At 33.2% G+C, this 18,200-nt stretch carries 18 protein-coding genes and 2 pseudogenes; 10 read left to right on the forward strand and 10 right to left on the reverse strand.

All coding sequences use genetic code 11. From position 1 onward, the window contains the following. Positions 1–4: 4 nt before the first annotated feature. From KA883_RS02205 to KA883_RS02245, 9 genes and pseudogenes are all read right to left on the reverse strand, one after another. Positions 5–1,495 carry a phytoene desaturase family protein gene (locus KA883_RS02205; RefSeq protein ID WP_046207807.1) on the reverse strand — a complete coding sequence of 497 codons (1,491 nt, stop codon included), beginning with the start codon at positions 1,493–1,495 and terminating at the stop codon, positions 5–7. Then, positions 1,496–1,969, reverse strand: a complete 474-nt coding sequence (locus tag KA883_RS02210) for a glycosyl-4,4'-diaponeurosporenoate acyltransferase CrtO family protein (RefSeq protein ID WP_046207820.1) — start codon at positions 1,967–1,969, stop codon at positions 1,496–1,498. A gap of 4 nt (positions 1,970–1,973) precedes the next feature. Next, positions 1,974–2,474 (reverse strand): TspO/MBR family protein, encoded by a 501-nt coding sequence (locus KA883_RS02215; protein WP_046207806.1) that lies wholly within the window; start codon positions 2,472–2,474, stop codon positions 1,974–1,976. A gap of 50 nt (positions 2,475–2,524) precedes the next feature. Beyond that, positions 2,525–4,024, reverse strand: a complete 1,500-nt coding sequence (locus tag KA883_RS02220) for an NAD-dependent epimerase/dehydratase family protein (RefSeq protein ID WP_002483583.1) — start codon at positions 4,022–4,024, stop codon at positions 2,525–2,527. 446 nt (positions 4,025–4,470) lie between these two features. Beyond that, a pseudogene (gene isaB, locus KA883_RS02225) lies at positions 4,471–4,856 on the reverse strand (immunodominant staphylococcal antigen IsaB family protein); the annotation flags it as partial. Between the two features lie 315 nt (positions 4,857–5,171). Continuing rightward, entirely contained in the window at positions 5,172–5,537 is a 366-nt protein-coding gene (locus KA883_RS02230; RefSeq protein WP_046207805.1) for a DoxX family protein, read from the reverse strand. 9 nt (positions 5,538–5,546) lie between these two features. Further along, complete coding sequence (locus tag KA883_RS02235) at positions 5,547–6,551, reverse strand: NADP-dependent oxidoreductase (RefSeq protein ID WP_002483586.1); 1,005 nt, start codon at positions 6,549–6,551, stop codon at positions 5,547–5,549. A gap of 3 nt (positions 6,552–6,554) precedes the next feature. Next, positions 6,555–7,220 carry an SDR family oxidoreductase gene (locus KA883_RS02240; protein ID WP_046207804.1) on the reverse strand — a complete coding sequence of 222 codons (666 nt, stop codon included), beginning with the start codon at positions 7,218–7,220 and terminating at the stop codon, positions 6,555–6,557. A 21-nt stretch (positions 7,221–7,241) separates the two neighbouring features. Beyond that, positions 7,242–7,925, reverse strand: a complete 684-nt coding sequence (locus KA883_RS02245; RefSeq protein ID WP_210122412.1) for a type 1 glutamine amidotransferase domain-containing protein — start codon at positions 7,923–7,925, stop codon at positions 7,242–7,244. Between the two features lie 77 nt (positions 7,926–8,002). Between KA883_RS02245 and KA883_RS02250 the strand changes: the two genes are divergently transcribed. Further along, entirely contained in the window at positions 8,003–8,350 is a 348-nt protein-coding gene (locus KA883_RS02250) for a MerR family transcriptional regulator (RefSeq protein ID WP_046207802.1), read from the forward strand. Between the two features lie 128 nt (positions 8,351–8,478). Here KA883_RS02250 and KA883_RS13550 read toward each other — a convergent pair. Continuing rightward, positions 8,479–8,781 (reverse strand): annotated as a pseudogene (locus KA883_RS13550) (poly(glycerol-phosphate) alpha-glucosyltransferase); the annotation flags it as partial. Positions 8,782–9,050: 269 nt separating this feature from the next. On the opposite strand from KA883_RS13550, the gene KA883_RS02255 reads away from it, so the two are divergent. From KA883_RS02255 to KA883_RS02295, 9 genes are all read left to right on the forward strand, one after another. Then, positions 9,051–9,560: a Cthe_2314 family HEPN domain-containing protein gene (locus KA883_RS02255; protein ID WP_230623012.1), complete on the forward strand. Its 510-nt coding sequence runs from the start codon at positions 9,051–9,053 to the stop codon at positions 9,558–9,560. Positions 9,561–9,621: 61 nt separating this feature from the next. Beyond that, positions 9,622–11,133, forward strand: coding sequence for a hypothetical protein (locus tag KA883_RS02260; RefSeq protein WP_046207801.1), 1,512 nt, complete (start codon positions 9,622–9,624; stop codon positions 11,131–11,133). Positions 11,134–11,304: 171 nt separating this feature from the next. Next, entirely contained in the window at positions 11,305–11,598 is a 294-nt protein-coding gene (gene ssb, locus KA883_RS02265; RefSeq protein ID WP_031863540.1) for a cassette chromosome ssDNA-binding protein, read from the forward strand. Then, positions 11,598–13,385 carry a cassette chromosome replicative helicase gene (gene cch1 / locus KA883_RS02270; protein WP_203265326.1) on the forward strand — a complete coding sequence of 596 codons (1,788 nt, stop codon included), beginning with the start codon at positions 11,598–11,600 and terminating at the stop codon, positions 13,383–13,385. Before ssb ends, cch1 begins: the two co-directional genes overlap by 1 nt. Before the next feature lie 68 nt (positions 13,386–13,453). Beyond that, positions 13,454–13,729, forward strand: a complete 276-nt coding sequence (locus KA883_RS02275) for a recombinase family protein (RefSeq protein WP_046207799.1) — start codon at positions 13,454–13,456, stop codon at positions 13,727–13,729. 191 nt (positions 13,730–13,920) lie between these two features. After that, positions 13,921–15,258 (forward strand): cassette chromosome recombinase CcrA, encoded by a 1,338-nt coding sequence (gene ccrA, locus KA883_RS02280; protein WP_210139840.1) that lies wholly within the window; start codon positions 13,921–13,923, stop codon positions 15,256–15,258. A 33-nt stretch (positions 15,259–15,291) separates the two neighbouring features. After that, a complete protein-coding gene (ccrB, locus tag KA883_RS02285; protein WP_046207797.1) occupies positions 15,292–16,917 on the forward strand; it encodes a cassette chromosome recombinase CcrB in 1,626 nt (541 codons plus the stop codon). A 471-nt stretch (positions 16,918–17,388) separates the two neighbouring features. After that, positions 17,389–17,727: an SAUGI family uracil-DNA glycosylase inhibitor gene (locus tag KA883_RS02290; RefSeq protein WP_046207796.1), complete on the forward strand. Its 339-nt coding sequence runs from the start codon at positions 17,389–17,391 to the stop codon at positions 17,725–17,727. Between the two features lie 95 nt (positions 17,728–17,822). Continuing rightward, on the forward strand, positions 17,823–18,134 hold the full coding sequence (locus tag KA883_RS02295; protein ID WP_046207795.1) for a DUF960 family protein: 312 nt from the start codon (positions 17,823–17,825) through the stop codon (positions 18,132–18,134). Positions 18,135–18,200: the final 66 nt, after the last annotated feature.

The following is an 18,200-nucleotide window of genomic DNA, read 5'->3' on the forward strand; positions in this document are numbered from 1 at the left end:
AGCCTCAACTACTTTCTCCATTAATAATAGCTTCTGCTACTTGCATACCACTCAAAGTAACCATAGGCATACCAGCGCCAGGATTTACAGAACCACCTACAAAGTACAAATTTTTGAAGTACTGACTTTTTTTAGGAAATTTAAAACCTTTATTTTTCTTCTTATTGGATACTACACCATATATAGCTCCTTTATTAGAATTGTATGTATTTTCTATATCATGTGGTGTCCATACGTCTTCATATACAATGTGCTTTCTCAAATCTTTCAAGCCCATGGACTCTAATTTATCCAATATACGTTCTTGGAATTGCAGATATTCTGCTTCACTAAATGACTTACTCTGAATGTACGGTATGTGTGGCAATATTTTTATATTCTCGTGTCCCTCTGGCGCCTGTGTCTTATCTGTTTTATTTGTATTCACTACATAAATAGTCGGATCTTCAGGCAAAACATACTGGTGAAAAACTTGATCATAATTAACTTTAGAATTACTTGAAAAGAAAAAGTTATGATGTTGAAGCTCTGGATAACTTTTGTCCACACCAAGATGCATGACATAACCTGAACTAGCTGGCTCAAATTTACGTTCCAATTTGTTTATTTGGTTTGCATCAAAATTCAATAAATACTTATAAACAGGGATTACTTCCATATTAGATATAATGTAATCTGCATATATTTCCTTATTACTTTCTATTGTTATCCCTGTCACCTTATTTTGACTATTATAATTGATACGTTTTACAGGGGTGTTAAAATGTATGCCCACACCTAATTTTCTCGCTAATTGTTCCATCGCTTCCGCTAACTTATGAATGCCACCATCTACGTACCACAAACCTTCCTCATGTTGCATTTGAGGTAATAAACTCAATACAGCCGGAGCATCATAAGATGAGGAGCCGACATATTTTATGAAATAACCTAGCATTTCTCTTAAATATGGGTTATCTACCCTTTTATTAATGGCTTGTTGCATTGTATGAAAATAGTCGAATTGTTTTAAAGCTGAAAATGGACCATGATAACGAATGATTGCATACATCGTATCTAACCCCTTATCAAAGTAGCTTTTTTCAGCAACTTGATGTATCTTTTGTGCGTAACTAAAAAACGAAGAAAGTTGCTCTATATCCTTATTTGTTAACGATTCATTATTTGTTAACATATCTTCCATGGATTCATATAAATCTAAAATTTGACCATCTGGATAAACGTTTCTAATCTGTAAACTTAACTTACGAATGCTAACATAATCTTCTAGCCTTTCATCACATCGTTGAAATAGGCGTTGAAATACTTTAGGCATGGTTAAAATTGATGGACCGAGATCAAATCCATAGTCATCTATGTCTAACCTATTTACCTTTCCACCGATATGCTTATTTTGTTCATATAAATCCACTTGATAGCCTGCTTGAGCCATACAAATTGCACTGGCAATCCCTCCCAAGCCACCTCCTATGACAACCACTTTCTTATTTCCCATTTAATCACCTTTTCTTTTTTGTAATTTATTATAAATACGTATTAACTTAGGGCGATTATAGCGCTGAACAATCATACAAGGCACATTAGCTATAATGACATATATAAAATTAATTATTTTAACGCTTTTTGACGCTTTAAAAAACGCAATAACAGGAAATATGGATAGCAGATGAACCACCTCTGCACGTCTAGTTTCTAATATAAATCGCTGTATATCATTCATATTTTTAGATAAATCGAAAGTCGCTTTACTACTGATATTAGGGTTAAGATTTTGACCGTCTGGCAAATAATCTTTCCAATATTGCACTTTAACTAATTGTTGCCATAATTGACCCTCTTGTTCAATATTCCAACTTCGAAAATACTTATTATCTTTTTCTAAGAACTTATAACTAATACGAGTACCAAGTTGAGCAATAATCATTTGAACTATAAACCAATATAGCGCAATATATATAATCTTTTTTATCAATTTAATGCTCAGATTTCGCTGTATAGCTTGGGTTATCTTTATTTAAATACCAATTACCAGCTGTTAAATAAGTAGCAAAAGCGCTCCAAAGCATATATGGAACTAGTAAAATGCCAGCAACTTTTTTTACATTGAAAAATTTTACAGTTGTTGTAACTACTGCGCCCAGTAATACAACACTCTCTATCAACGCACTAAAGCGTAATTTATATTTGAAGTATAATATCGACCATAGATAATTCAGGCTTAATTGTGAGTAATAAGCACCTTTCAAAGCCTTACTAGTAGATTTATTAGTCACTAATGCATAAGCTACGCCCATCGTTGTATAAAGTATTGGCCACACAATTGGAAAGACATAGCCGGGTGGTGAAAAAGGTGGTTTAACATTATTTTTATAATCTTTTCTCGCGTTTTTCACTGCAAATTTCCCTATAAATTTACCACCTGTAATTGGTGTTATAACTTTTATAATTGTTTTAATTATCCCGTTTGCTTTCATAGTTGATCCCCTCTTTTTTTGAAAAAGTAACTAGCTATTATATCTAATAGCTATAGTTCGGCATTAGACATGTTATTTTTTCTAGCTAAATACTTTTTCAATCCATATACTTTCAAAACAATTGCACCTGTAATAACAATTGGCAAAATAAACTTCTTCATATTAAAGTATTCTCCTTTATTAGTTTTTTGGCTATTAATCTTGAATTTAAAAAGATTCATTACACTTTTATGAACTTTTGCTTGGGTATACTTATATACCCACCAAGGTAACGTCGGTTCATATTCTTGTAACGCTATGATACATGCGTCACTATTAGGTAATCTTCTAAACTCTAATCTCGCATTACCACCATCTGAATCTAAAGCGAAATCTCCACCAACAATTCGATATAAAATTCTCTCGTTATTAGAAGCTTTAAAATCTTTACTTAATAATAATAAGTCCTTATTTAAACACGGCACACTAATCGTAAAGTTATCTTCGTTAAAATCACTATTAACGACATTTAATGTAATTCTATTTAAAAAATTTGCATATGATTCTGCCAATTGAATCATATTTACATCTTTAGGTAAGACTACCCTTGATATTGCTCTAACATCTTTAATATCGCCCTTACGTGATGACTTCCCTTTCTTCTGTGTCTTAGTTTCTTCTTCCAAGGCATTACGCACACTTTCCTTATAATCAATCTTGCCTATAGAAATGTCCTTCACAATATTTTCATCATTTCTAATCATATCATGAATTAAGCTATCCATTAACGGATAGACCATTTCTTTTGGAACACCTGAAATAAGTTTCACCCAATATTTACTTAGCCAAATGGGAATAATAGGCAAATCTATCGTAGGTAATCGTTTATCTAGTACCTCTGCAGTTTGCTTGAATAGATCTTTATAAGTCATATGACTAGGTCCACCAATATCTATCGATTCGTTCTCATTTGGATTACGCTCTACAATTTTATATAAACCGTCAATCACGTCGTCTATTGCAACTGGCAATGTTGTATTATAAGCCCATTTTGGCAGTAACAGGCCAGGTAATCTATCCACTAATTTTTTTAATATAGGGTAAGAACTTCCTTTAGAGCCTATAATCAAACCCGCTCTTAAAGTACTTACTGGTACACCATATGATCCTAAAATCTGTTCGCACTCTAAACGGCTTCTTAAATGTGGTGATAATTCACTTGTATTAGGTATCAAACCACTCATAAATACAATATGCTGAACTTTGTTATAACTTGCGGCTTTAGCAAAATTATCAGCTAATAATGCATCCATATCTTCAAAGCTCGCCTGCGTCAACTTAGCTGAAGGCATCATAGAATGGACAAGATATATAGCGATATCAATATCCTCCATTACCTCAGTGATTTCATTTAAATCAAACAAGTCAGCTGCCTTCCAAGTAACATTGTGTTCATTTGATTTATTTTCTATATTTCTAGAAATAGCTATAATTTCATAGTTATCTTTTAATTTATTCATTAAGTGACTACCGATATATCCCGAAGCGCCTGTTAATAATATTTTTTTCATATATTTAGCCTCCAAATAGAAAAAGATGAGCAGGTAAACTTTACCTCAGCTCATCTTTAACTTAACGAGCTCACTTGCTCATTATCTTAATTGACAAGAGCTCCAAGTCTCTTATTTAAAATTATACCCTTCTTAAAGCTTTTCAATCTTTATTTATAATAATTAATCAATAAATTTATCAAACCACAAGAATTTGACTAAAAAAGGAATAATCTTACTTGCTTTAATGATGTCACTAGTATAAAAAATTCTTTATCTTTTCCTGTATAATCTGGAATTAGTACCATATTTGCTTTGGTACTATATAATCACTTTCGATTTAATATATATCTTGATATTATTGAAAAGTATTTGAGCAATTTAAGTTTATTTTTACAATGTATCTACTACAACTTTATATTTTAAAAGTCATCATTTCCAATTTTATACATATATTCTTTGGCTCAGGCTGATGTAGATGTATACTTTGCTTCACCGTAATGATTCAATAATTATTTTTGCTCACTGACTTACCGTCTAATAAAAAGAAAACACCATTCGTTTTATGATTAGAAACCCCGTAATATGTTGGATCGTGTAAATCTTTATAATTTTTAGCTAATGCATTTTTAGTAATCTTGTGATTATTAATCTTGAAGTTATCAGCTTTTTGAGATGTTTTAAAATTCTTATCTAGAATAAAATTACTTTGATTTGCTGTATAACCACTGTAACTATAATAAGGTTTCACAGATTCTTGCGCATGTGCTTGAGTGATATTAAATAATTCGGGCGTTACGAAAAAGCCCAAAACTAAACTACTAGCTAAAATAAAGTTAGAAACTTTTTTCATAAAAACCCTCCCCTCATATTTGTCTTACAGGTCACGTTATTACATTAATGTTACAATGTTGCGATAGCATCACATGATAAAATACATTTTTTATTTCTTCTTACACTCATACAAGCAAATTAACTTATGCTTTTCTTAATTTAGAAGCTTATCACTATAGAAAAATTGAAAAGTAAATGTCTGATATGAGCTTATTTAAACAAAGAGCACATAAGCGTTGTCAAGAGAATCATTTGATATACGTCGATTTTAAGTGTAAATATTAAAAAATCGCCTGGAACAAAAGTAATGTTCCAGGCGTGGCTATGATAAGTCTTATAATAGTTTCGCAAGTGCGACCATGACAAATTGTAATGGTAAACGAATGACATGCTGCTTAACACTATCTGTTTCATCTCTTTCATCTTTATAAGAGATGTTCTTACGTGCAGCGTAAATATTTGCAGGAAATACGAGCCAAAGGAATCCTTGTACTACTTTTCTTACGCGTGATCTATTTTTAGCACCGAGTACATAAAAAGCAATTATAAATTCTAATATGCCCGAATACTTAACTATTGCGTGTTTGAAAGGTAAATAGGACGGCACGATTTTTAAAAACATATCTTTATTTTTAAAGTGTGCAACACCACTTTTATAAAACAGTAAACTAAATATGAGTCTTACGATGATATTTTTCATAGTCTTCTGCTATTCTTCAGCGACTTTGACAACTTGTTTACCAAAATTCTCTCCTGTGAATAACTTTCTAAATGCAGAAGGTAAATTATCAAAACCTTCATCTATCGTCACTTCAAATTTAATTTTACCTTCAGACACCCATTGTGCGAGTTGTTCGCTTGCTTCTTTAAAATGATCAGCGAATTGTGCTACTACAAAACCTTGCATCAATGCTTGATTTTTAATCAACGTTCCTTGGATACGTGGTCCAATATCGTCTTTTTCATTATTATATGCTGAAATTGCACCACATACCGGAACGCGTGCAAATCGATTTAAGTGTTTAAACACTTCATCAGAAATTGCGCCGCCTACATTTTCAAAATACACATCAATACCATCTGGTACAGCCGCTTCGAGTTGTTGTGCGAAATCATCTTGTTTATAGTCAATGGCCGCATCAAATCCTAATTCATCTGTTAAATATGTTGTTTTCTGCTTACCACCAGCAATACCGACAACTTTTGCGCCTTTAATCTTAGCAATTTGTCCTACGACAGAGCCTACTGCACCTGATGCAGCTGACACGACAACCGTCTCGCCAGATTGTGGTTGACCAATTTGAAGCAATCCTGTATAGGCCGTCATTCCCGGCATGCCTAAAACACTCAAATATAAATGTAATGGTACATCTTTTGATGGCACAGGGGTCACATCGTCTCCATTCACTGTATTTATCTTTTTCCATGGTAATATGCCTGTGACATAATCGCCGACAGATAGACGTTCATCGTTCGATTGTGTGACTTTTCCAACAATATGACCTTGTAATGGCTCATTCACTTGGAAAGGTTGAACATAACTTTTTGTATCATTCATTCTGCCTCTCATGTAAGGATCTACAGATACATAAATGGATTCTACTTGAACCTCACCTGCATGTGGTTCTCGAGTTTCTATTGTTTCAAATCTAAATACATCGTCTTGAGGGATACTTTGTGGTCGTTTTGCAAGTACAACTTGTTGATTATTCATTTATTATTCCTCCAGATATTTAGTCGTAGCGTCTGATAATGACAAATCACCATTGATGATTTGGAATTCGTGACCTTTTAATGCTTCATCAGTTAACACAGAAACAAGCACTTCTGCTACATCTTCTCTTGTAATAGACGGATTTTGTACATTTTCAAATTGCGCACTCATATTGAATTGTTGCGTTTCATGATCGTTAGTTAATGCGCCTGGATGCACGATGGTATATTTTAAATTTGAATGTCTTAAGTAGTCATCCGCATAATGTTTTGCAATGGTATATGGTTTCAAGTCGCCTGACGCATCAAACGCTTCTCGACGTGAGTCGTACGTTGATACCATAACAAAGTGTTGACGACCGACGTGTTCACTTGCTTTAATTGCTTTCACTGCACCGTCTAAATCTACTATGATTGTTTGATCGTCACCTGTGCTTCCACCAGAACCGACGGAAAAAAGGATTTGATCATACGGTTTAAATAATTCTATTAATTCATCAATAGATTGTTTTGCAACATCAATGTAAGTTGCATCAATACCATCTGCTTTTAAAACTTCAACTTGTTCTTCTTTTCTAACACCGGCAGTAAAATCAACATCTCGTGCTTTCAGTTTACGTATAAGATGTTGACCGACGCCACCATTAGCGCCAATAATTAATGATTTCATGTGTATCGCTCCTTTATGAAATTATTGATTAGCTAAGATTTTTAAAGCACGTTCAGCAACAGCATGTCCTGATTGAGGATTTTGACCAGTCACAATGCGACCATCTACGACTGCGAAATTGCTCCAGTCATCCTCTTTTTTAAAATGTGCACCGTTACTAATAAATTCGTCTTCTAATAAATATGGCATGTATTCAGTTGTACCATTTGCTTGTTCTTCACTATTTGTAAAACCAGTCACGTCTTTATGACGAACGAGGTAATCGCCATTTTCTTTAATATCGAGTAGACCAGCCGCACCATGACATACAGAAGAGAGAACGCCTTGATTATTGTAAATACTTAACGCAATGTCGTTAAGTTCTTTGTTATTTCTAAAATCCCAAATCGCACCATGTCCACCTGCAAAGTAAATGGCTTGATAGTCGCTAGGATTAACCTCTTTTGGAGATAATGTTTGTCCAAATTTATTCATATAATCATGATCCGTGTAGTATTCCCAGTCCTCAGCTCCCATCATTTCAGGGCTAAGACTGATAGGATCAAGAGGCACATATCCACCGTTCGGACTTACGAAATCAACATCATAACCTGCGTCATAGAAATCTTTCGCAAAGTGCGTAACCTCTGAGAACCACGCACCCGTAAGTCTGTCTAAATTATCGTATTTCGCAATGTTTGTTACAACAATTAAAGCTTTTTTCATTGTATTTCCTCCTCATTCATGTTTATATAGAGTACAATATCAGTTAAACCTTGGTTTAAGAGAAAGGATATGCTTACATGAAACAATATTACATTGAATATGTCTCAGATTATTGCAATATACCTAAAAGCAAACTGCGTTATTACGAGAAAAAGAATATCTTGAAACACATCGACAGAGATAGCAATAACAAGCGTTTATACACAGACGACGATATCGAAATGATTAAATTTATCCAGTGCCTAAGCAATTTGAATATGCCATTAAAAGAAATCCGAAAAAACACAGATATGCTTTATCAAAACCAAATAGATGTCCCAAGCGTGTTACGCGCACACCTAAAATTCTTGAATGAACAACGGAATTTGATCAGTACACATATCGACTTAATTGAACAAAAATTACAAACTGCCATGACCGAGTGACGAGGGAAAAGGGGTGTGTGAATTAAAAGAACGATAAGAAGAGTGTGGAGGGATAGTGAATGAATAAGCATAAAGAAATTGTAGATTTTAAAGGTTGAGTGCGTAGATAAAGGCGATAGGTGAATAGGCAAAGCTGGAATGAGTTTTTCTTCATTTACATAAGTTTCAATAAGTTCAGCATAGCCTGTCTTTTTTGCTTTTTCTACTAAGTAATAAGTCGCCATTAACATTTCTAAAAATATTGGGAATGACGTTTCCCTTTGTTGCATATAATCTAAATAACTGGATACGGTCTGAATGCCAAATTTATAATATTTCTCTTGTGGGTCAATTTGTATCAATTCATTTGTACAATATCCTAACCAGTGATCATGATATTTCCAGTATTTTTTCTCTATAAACATTTCAAATAACATTTTGACAGTATTCAACAATTACATTCTTAGCTATCCCACAAACATTTTTTAAATATATAAAATTTTTGTTTTTCCCTATATAATGTGCTTTAGCTTTATCATTTGTTACTAAAGATGACTCATTACTAAAGTTAAAGATATCTATCTGTATGCTATTCTTTACAAAGTCCTCACTTAATTCCTATGAATATTTAGTGCTATCAAACAAAAATAGTAGGGTGTTTGAAATTCTTTTATGCTCTTCAGCTTTACCGTTATAATACATATTCGTCAAAAATGTAAGTATGGAAATCACCAAAGAAAATCCTGACATATACTTTGCTGATTCTGGCTTAATAAGCATGAAAACCATTAATAAGATTAAAAATATAATGACTTGGGTATTTTATTATCACAACATAGCCCTTCATTTTTTACATACTTTACACGATTTAATGTATACATTAGTAAGAGAATTAACCCATTCTTATGAAGTTAAATTAGAATTAGGTTTTAAAAGAGAACTAGTAGCTAAATTAAAGTCTTCTGACAATGAAACTTTTAACAAATTAGGGAATATACTTAATAAAAACAGTCCTATTCGTACCGTAAAGTATAGAGATGAATATACTCATAACATAACTCCATACCGATTAAATAGCCATCCCGAGAAAGATGATTATGGAAATGCTTTTTTTAAAGCTAATAAACCAATGATTAATGATATTGAGGAAGCTATAAAAGACATAGAGTCAGATTTGGAAAAACTGCAAAAAAAGGCTAAGCATATTAAAACAGCACTTACCATCTTATAGTAGTTATACCATTCTAAATTCACCCAAAAACATTAAAATTTTATAGAAATGGATGATTAGTATGATAAAGAACAAATGGAAAATAGAATTATGGTTTCAGAAATTCAACTATTTTATACATAAAATCAGCAATGAGTTTGAGCCAGAAAGCATCATATTTGATAAAAATAACTTAATTAAAGGAAGATCATTACCTAATGAAACAGTTTATATTAGTTACTTCGTAAATCAACCAGATCAAATTATTGAACAACATACAGTGAAATCAAATTCAAACGGTATCTTTACTGACAATGTCCCAAATATATATCAATCAGAAATTTTTAAAAATGATAAATTATCATTTTTTATAGATAGTCAAAGTAAAATCGATATTGATGATATATCACAAGAAATCGTTGAAGAAGGCTCTTCCGTTCTCCTATCCTTAGATTTAAAAACAATAGAATCATACTTTGATGAATTCTTACTTGCCATTTCAGACAAAACAGAATTTGCTAAACAAACTGCTGAAAATGTAAGAAGACAAATAATGGGTGAGATAAATCTTAAAAAATGGGATATTCAAATTAAAATGAATAAAAACAAAGATAAATTAAATTCATCTTCAGAATTCAACAAACTTAAAAATGAAATTATAAAGAACCATCAAGACTTAACTGCAGAATCATATAATGACATTTTAATAAGTGATTTCTTAACTAAATATCTTGTATATAAAGAAAAGCAGGACTCCTATCTGGAAAAAGGCATATTAAGTCAAAATAAGTCAAACTATTTTATAAAATTAATTAATAAAAACTTAATTAAACAACGAAAAAGCGCCTCCCAATATTTTGAGATTGCAAATAGTATTAAACCGTCAACTCATAAAAATGGTTCTTTAGAACAATCTGACAATATCGATCAATTCAGACAAGCTGCTATTGGTGTTTCACTTTATTTATACGATAAAAATGACCCTTACTTTAAATTTATTCGCAGCATTGCAAATGAAAGCTTGCGCAGAAAAACAATAACTGTTGATGACATTATACAGTCAAAAGAAAAAATTGATGAATTCATGGAGGAGGAAAATCTAATCAGTTATAATGAACTCTATTATAAGACAACTATTGAAGATACATTTCATTTTACCCTATTTACTGCTATTTCAGATTTATTAGACGAACTAGTTCAAACTGTGAGTACCATAATGCAAAAAGCAACAGAGCAAGACATACTAGTATCTTTACATATAATAAGTAATCTTAAACAGGACTTAAAAAGTTGGATTGAAAAATACGATCAAAAATCACAACATATAGAAAATTTAATTAATGGCTATGCTAGAAATTCAAATCTAAAATCGGTAATTGCTGAAACCATTCAAATGAATCGCAAGCTAACTTCAACTATTGAAAGTGAACTACTTTCAACACTTGCTGACTATGACATAAGCACATTTTATAGTAGATATGGTTTGACCTCTAATCCTAACGATTTTCGTGATACATTAATGACTCAACTTATTAGTAAATTTTATGAATCACGTTTTAAAAACAGTAAAAAGCATAGAAATATTTATTTTTAATAAATTAATTGCCTATCGAATACATGTATTCGATAGGTATTTTTTCTTTTAAATCCCTTTATATCAATGTCCTAAAATTCCCCTTGAAAATTTGAAACTAAGCCTACTTGTGAGGGATTAGTATGTAATTACATCAAATTTGATGATTTTAATTATTAGGAGGAATTTTATATGAGCAAAAAAAGTTATTGCTTTCTTTTGTTAAAAAGACGCGCTTGTGGTGTTGCTTTTAATTTAGCAATTGGTAAAGATTTTACGTTTAACGATTTAAATTTGGCGTCCAACGTTACATGTTCAACTGACGTACAACAAGATGTTGGTCGCTGGTTTGCATACTTTGTAAAGAACATGCCAAATGTCCCATTTGTCATTATTGGTAAGAATAGCAACGGGAACTTAGTTTATCGTAAGACAGGACCTAATCCAATGCTTCACAAACATAACTGGAAAGGTGGTAACAACTAATGACTAACAACATCTTCGAGCAATATCCATACTGGTTAGATTCAACTGCATGGTATGAACTTATTCGAGCAAAAAACAAAAATGACGAAGATAAGATAATTCGTTTATCTAGTCCAATCATCATAGAAAACAAATTTCTCGACCCTACTACAGGGGTTGAGAAATTGACTATCACGGATGGCAAAAATATTGAACGTATTGAAACGTCAGATATTCTAACGACACAAAAGTTACCTAGACTGGTTATGTTTGGGTTCAGCATCAATGAAAAGTACATTAAATCGCTAGGTAATGCACTACAATTAATGCGTCAATCACTGCCTATTTCTACATTGTATACAGGTGTAGGTGTCTTAAGTACTGATGAAGGTACTGTCATTTCACTAGATGAACCATATCTTTCAAAAGACATCGAGCAGTCTCAGGCTGATGAAATCATTTGTGAAACAAAGTATGACTTACAACCTAAAGGTACATTTGAAGGCTGGTGGCAAATGTATCTTGATGAAGTAAAAGGAAACTTGTTACTGGAGCTTGCTGTGATATTTGGTGTTTCTTCATTAGTGACTGCGTTCTTAAAAACAAAGCATGAAGTTGAATTCGCAGGTACCATTTTCTCATTTATGGGAAATTCCAGCACAGGTAAATCAACTGCCGCGGCATTAGGAGTCTCAATTGCAGGCAACCCATCTAAAGGTGACCAGACATTATTCAGAGGGTGGAACGGCACTCGTAATGCAATTGAAGGATACTTAAGTAACAACTTTGGTGTTCCTATTGTCTTAGACGAATTATCAGCAGCGACCTTTAAAGATACCAATGGTTTGCTTTATTCCCTAGCAGAGGGGCAAGGTCGTCTACGTGCTAATCGAGAGGGAAATGTAAAAAATCCTCACCACTTTGGATCTAGTGTGATCAGTACAGCAGAACACACTATTTTCAAAGATGCTAGTGCAAATGATGGTTTGAGAGCAAGATGCATCGAAATTTCTGATGTCTTTACAACAAGTGCTGACAATGCGGACGCCATTAAAAAAGGAACATCAAAAAACTACGGACACGTAATGCCGTTAGTAGCTGAATATCTTCTAAATCGTGAATATGAAGTAATCAAGTGGTTTCATAGAGAACACGATTGGTTCAAAACACAACTTAACAATGAAACAAACAATGTAGGCATACGTATGTTCAAGCGCTACGCCACCATTATGGCATCAGCAAGAATATTAGTACGTGTAATTGCGACACCCATAGATTTGGATGCAGTTAGAGAGTATCTAGTTAGTTATCATGTAGATTCCGTAAGTGAACGCAGTTTGGCAGCCAAGGCGATTGATAGTGTGGTTCAGTTCGTGGCACGCAATCGTAGTAAGTTTGCGGAAAATGAAAAACTCTCCACAATGATTGAAAATTATGGCCTTATTGAGCTGAAAGACGATCACATCCAAGTCAAGATGCTTAAAGATGTTTTTAAACATATGCTAGAAGAAAACCAATATCAAGATGTAAAAAATGTAATAGATAGTTTAAGATCAGAAGGATATATCCAGATGGATTCCGATCGGATAGCCATCAAACGTAGTGTCAAAGATACTCAAGGAAAACCTAGGAGTATTGTATTCTATCATCTTAAATTGGATAAAGAACTTGCCCCTATTTTCGGCTTAAGCTCAAATTCAGAACCATTCACACTACCGCACTTTGATGGGAATACAAATCCAAATTTGCTTAATGACTTTGTTAATCAAGCCAGAGAAAAAGAAGCAAGTGACGATTTAGAACTATAAATTTGAATGTTATACCGCTACAACGCTCTATGCGTTGTAGCTCATTAAATCAACCGGAGGAATTAACTATGAATGTAATTGTATTAGCACATAATATTACAGATGAAAGAGAAGCCTACTTAGACGAACCTATTGATACTGTAAGAGCATATTGTAAAGAACATGGTTATAAAATCATAAAAGATTATAACGACGATAACCAATTGATAAATGATATTAAACTGAAGCACGTCAAACCTAAACATATTGTCTTTTGGGGCATTTATGAAGATTATCCTAAATTGGTCAGACTCTGCTCAACACGAGGTATCGAACTCATTCCAACGTTTCCAATATTGGTATAACACTTTTACTACTATCAAAGTTAATTGGGAGGAATAATATGGACGAATTAATCACATTACTCGCTGATTTAGTGATTGAAGAAATCAATCACGCTGATGACTAATAATAACGCCCAACACCTGATTGGTGTTGGGCTTATGTGTAAATTCATTCATAAATATATATTATCACTGTGGAAGGAGGAAACAGGATGAAACAAGCAATGGGTTACTTACGTCAAAGTACAACAAAACAACAATCACTCCCGGCACAGAAACAAGCCATCAAGACATTAGCTGAAAAACACAATATTCAACACATCACCTTTTATAGCGATAAGCAATCAGGACGCACTGATAAGCGAAACGGTTACCAGCAAATTACTGAACTGATTCAACAAGGACAATGTGACGTACTATGTTGCTATCGTCTGAATCGACTTCATCGTAATCTAAAAAATGCATTAAAACTCATGAAATTGTGTCAAACGTATCATGTTCATATCTTAAGCGTTCATGATGGCTACTTCGACATGGATAAAGCATTCGATCGGCTCAAACTCAATATTTTCATCAGCTTGGCCGAACTAGAATCTGATAATATAGGCGAACAAGTCAAAAATGGAATCAAAGAAAAAGCGAAACAAGGTAAAATGATTACAACACATGCACCCTTTGGGTATCACTATCATAATGGTACTTTCACAATAGACACAGTAAAAGCACCAACAATAAAAGCTGTGTTCAATTATTACCTTCAAGGTTATGGTTATAAAAAAATTGCGCAATACTTAGAAGCTGATAATAAATTCATTAATCGCAAACCCTATCAAGTGCGTAATATTATCCTTAACCCTAATTACTGTGGCCGTGTTATCAATCAATACGGACAATATGAAAACATGTTCCCAGCTATTGTCAGTACAACGATATACGAAGAAGCTCAAGTTACCCGAACTCAGAAACAAGTAAAACGTAAGCCGTCAGAAAATCAACTCAAACAAAAAATCAAATGTCCTTATTGTCATTCGACACTCACAAACATGACTGTCCGAAAACCAGATCATTCATTGCGTTACTATGTCTGTCCGCAAAATATGAATAACGCTCGCTTTGTTTGTGAATTTAAAGGAATCAACGCACAAGAATTAGAAACCAGTGTTTTAGCGACTTGTCAGGACTTCTTTCAAAATCAACAGCTCTATTCAAAAATAAACCATACTATTCAACAACGACTCAAAACACAAAGAGATGTAGAAACTAAAACTACACTCAATCACGAGCAGCTGATAGAAAAATTAGCCCAAGGCAAAATTGATGCAGAAACGTTCAGAGAACAAACGCAATCATTACATCAACAATCAAAACCTATATCATCAATCAGTGCGTATCAAATTCGAAAAGCTTTCCAAAACATCATTCAACAACGTTTCACACTAAACATGTTGTACCCCTATATTGATGAAATTAATATTTCTAAAAATAAAAGCCTCGCTGGCATCTATTTCAAAAACGAACCACTGAATATTGTAAAGCAGACTATGAAATGATCAATTGTATAATTAAAGAAAGGATAGATTATAATGGATAAAATGAAGAAAAAGCTTGTAGGAGGCTACATTCGCGTATCCACAGAGAGACAAGTAGAGGGTTATAGCATTGAGGGACAAATTACACAAATAGAGCAATATTGCAAATTTAACGGCTATGAACTCGTTGATATATATGCAGATCGGGGTATATCAGGAAAATCTATGAACCGTCCTGAATTACAGCGCATGTTAAATGATGCTAAAAATGGAAAATTAGACTGTGTTATGGTTTATAAAACAAATCGTTTGGCACGTAATACTTCCGATTTACTTACAATCGTCGAAGAACTTCATCGTCAAAATGTTGAATTTTTTAGCTTGTCTGAACGCATGGAAGTCAAAAATTCAACAGGTAAGTTAATGCTCCAGATACTTGCAAGTTTTTCCGAATTTGAAAGAAATACAATTTTAGAGAACATTTACACCGGACAACGTCAAAGAGCTTTAGAGGGCTATTATCAAGGCAATCTTCCATTAGGATATAATAACATACCTGATAATAAAAAAGAATTAATGATTAATCAACATGAAGCTAACATCGTTAAATATATCTTTGAATCTTATGCCAAAGGTCATGGTTATCGTAAAATAGCCAATGCACTCAATCACAAAGGCTATGTGACTAAAAAAGGCAATCCATTTAGTATTTCAGCTGTTACTTATATTCTCTCAAACCCATTCTATATTGGTAAAATTCAATTTGCGAAGTACAAAGATTGGAATGAAAAGCGTCGTAAAGGACTGAATGATAAACCTATTATAGCTGATGGTAAACACCCTCCTATTATTAGTCAAGAATTATGGGATAAAGTCCAATCACGCAAAAAACAGGTCAGTCAAAAACCTCAAGTTCATGGAAAAGGAACCAATCTATTAACAGGTATTATTCACTGCCCACAATGTGGTGCACCAATGGCAGCTAGTAACACAACGAACACATTGAAAGATGGTACTAAGAAGCGAATACGCTATTATTCTTGTAGTAACTTTCGAAACAAAGGCTCAAAAGTATGTTCTGCGAATAGCGTTAGAGCTGATGTGATTGAAAAATACGTCATGGATCAAATACTCGAAATTGTCAAAAGTGATAAAGTTCTCACACAAGTTGTCGAACGTGTTAATCAAGATAGTCAAATTGGTATGGATGCACTTAACCATGATATCGCATATAAGCAACAACAATTTGATGAAATAAACACTAAACTAAAAAATCTAATTCAAACCATCGAAGATAATCCAGACTTAACATCTGCACTCAAACCAACCATTCATCAATATGAAACACAACTCAATGACATTACAAATCAAATGAATCAACTCAAGCACCAACAAAATCAAGAGAAACCATCTTACGATACGAAACAAATCGCTGTCCTATTACAACGAATCTTTCAAAATATAGAATCCATGGATAAATCACAGCTCAAAGCTTTGTACCTAACGGTTATTGACCGTATTGACATTCGTAAAGATGAGAATCATAAAAAGCAATTCTACGTTACACTAAAACTTAATAATGAAATTATTAAACAACTTTTCAATAATAATAATCTAGACGAAGTGCTCCTCAGCACTTCGTCTTTATTTTTGCCTCAAACACTCTTTCTTCAAATCTAATATCTATGTACTGTCCTTTCGTCATTCAATAACACCTATCTAATAAACATCTTCAGCAACCTAAGCAGTCATAACTCAATGTGAAGCTTATATTGATATGACGAAAGAACATCCCAAAATAAAATGTAAGTGGGATAGTAACGGGATTGGCTAACTTCATGTAGGAGAAGGATTACGCAAGCGTAATCCCAAAATCCCGTTATTATTTATAAATAAATAATATAAAAAAAAAGTAACTCGTAATAACACCACCAAATCCAAATGATATATAAATATATAGCTATATTTCCCGAGAAATGAGCGGGATAACGGGATTTCCTTGTCATATCAACAATTGTGACGACTTTCGATTGGGATCTTTTCTGTATTTCAGTGGGATTTCCTGGCGAAACAAATGGTATTTCAAACTTATATTATCAAAATGATGTATCACATGCATACATCCATCAAATACATTAGGAGGTCATAACAATGACACTAGAACAACAACTCAAGCACTATATAACCAACTTATTCAATCTGCCAAGGGATGAAAAATGGGAATGTGAATCCATCGAAGAAATCGCTGATGATATTCTACCTGAACAATACGTAAGACTTGGTCCACTTAGTAATAAAATACTACAGACTAATACCTACTACTCTGACACACTTCACGAAAGTAATATCTATCCCTTCATTCTCTATTATCAGAAACAACTCATAGCTATCGGTTATATTGATGAAAATCACGATATGGATTTCTTATATCTACACAACACTATCATGCCCCTTTTGGATCAACGATACTTACTAACAGGAGGACAATAATATGCATAAATACATCAAAATTACACAACTCGTCATTACAATTCTTAGTGAAATTATCATTTGGATGAAAGAATCAGAACGAAAGGAAAACGCTTATGAATAGATATATAACACGTGGTATCGCCAACAACTTACCTATTAACTTACAACACCAATTATGGCAACTCGTTTCTGAGCGAGAACAAGAACAAACCAAAGATAATACTTCAGTAGATTATTTTCATATATTCCAGTTTAATAAACATCGCAATCAATTATATATCAAACACAAACAAGAACGACCAGCGTATGTGAAAACTCAAAAGGCAAATATCAATCAACCTATCAATATCAATAAGGTCTACATTATTCGTGAAGATGATGTAGGCCTTTCTTATTATGTCATGTTATTACCAGAAGAATACTAGAGGAGTGAATATTACATGAAAACAATAAAAAATACATTAGAAACTGAAGCCATATTCAGTGATGAC

The sequence above is a fragment of the Staphylococcus sp. GDY8P54P genome (assembly GCF_017892645.1).
Lineage (GTDB): Bacteria > Bacillota > Bacilli > Staphylococcales > Staphylococcaceae > Staphylococcus > Staphylococcus ureilyticus.

Coding starts and splice junctions, on each gene's coding strand:
- KA883_RS02235 (WP_002483586.1), bottom strand. CDS start 6,551: ATGAATAATCAACAAGTTGTACTTGCAAAACGACCACAAAGTATCCCT.
- ssb (WP_031863540.1), top strand. CDS start 11,305: ATGAGCAAAAAAAGTTATTGCTTTCTTTTGTTAAAAAGACGCGCTTGT.
- KA883_RS02240 (WP_046207804.1), bottom strand. CDS start 7,220: ATGAAATCATTAATTATTGGCGCTAATGGTGGCGTCGGTCAACATCTT.
- cch1 (WP_203265326.1), top strand. CDS start 11,598: ATGACTAACAACATCTTCGAGCAATATCCATACTGGTTAGATTCAACT.
- KA883_RS02220 (WP_002483583.1), bottom strand. CDS start 4,024: ATGAAAAAAATATTATTAACAGGCGCTTCGGGATATATCGGTAGTCAC.
- KA883_RS02290 (WP_046207796.1), top strand. CDS start 17,389: ATGACACTAGAACAACAACTCAAGCACTATATAACCAACTTATTCAAT.
- KA883_RS02295 (WP_046207795.1), top strand. CDS start 17,823: ATGAATAGATATATAACACGTGGTATCGCCAACAACTTACCTATTAAC.
- KA883_RS02215 (WP_046207806.1), bottom strand. CDS start 2,474: ATGAAAGCAAACGGGATAATTAAAACAATTATAAAAGTTATAACACCA.
- ccrB (WP_046207797.1), top strand. CDS start 15,292: ATGGATAAAATGAAGAAAAAGCTTGTAGGAGGCTACATTCGCGTATCC.
- KA883_RS02230 (WP_046207805.1), bottom strand. CDS start 5,537: ATGAAAAATATCATCGTAAGACTCATATTTAGTTTACTGTTTTATAAA.
- KA883_RS02275 (WP_046207799.1), top strand. CDS start 13,454: ATGAATGTAATTGTATTAGCACATAATATTACAGATGAAAGAGAAGCC.
- KA883_RS02245 (WP_210122412.1), bottom strand. CDS start 7,925: ATGAAAAAAGCTTTAATTGTTGTAACAAACATTGCGAAATACGATAAT.
- KA883_RS02260 (WP_046207801.1), top strand. CDS start 9,622: ATGATAAAGAACAAATGGAAAATAGAATTATGGTTTCAGAAATTCAAC.
- KA883_RS02205 (WP_046207807.1), bottom strand. CDS start 1,495: ATGGGAAATAAGAAAGTGGTTGTCATAGGAGGTGGCTTGGGAGGGATT.
- KA883_RS02250 (WP_046207802.1), top strand. CDS start 8,003: ATGAAACAATATTACATTGAATATGTCTCAGATTATTGCAATATACCT.
- KA883_RS02255 (WP_230623012.1), top strand. CDS start 9,051: ATGGAAATCACCAAAGAAAATCCTGACATATACTTTGCTGATTCTGGC.
- ccrA (WP_210139840.1), top strand. CDS start 13,921: ATGAAACAAGCAATGGGTTACTTACGTCAAAGTACAACAAAACAACAA.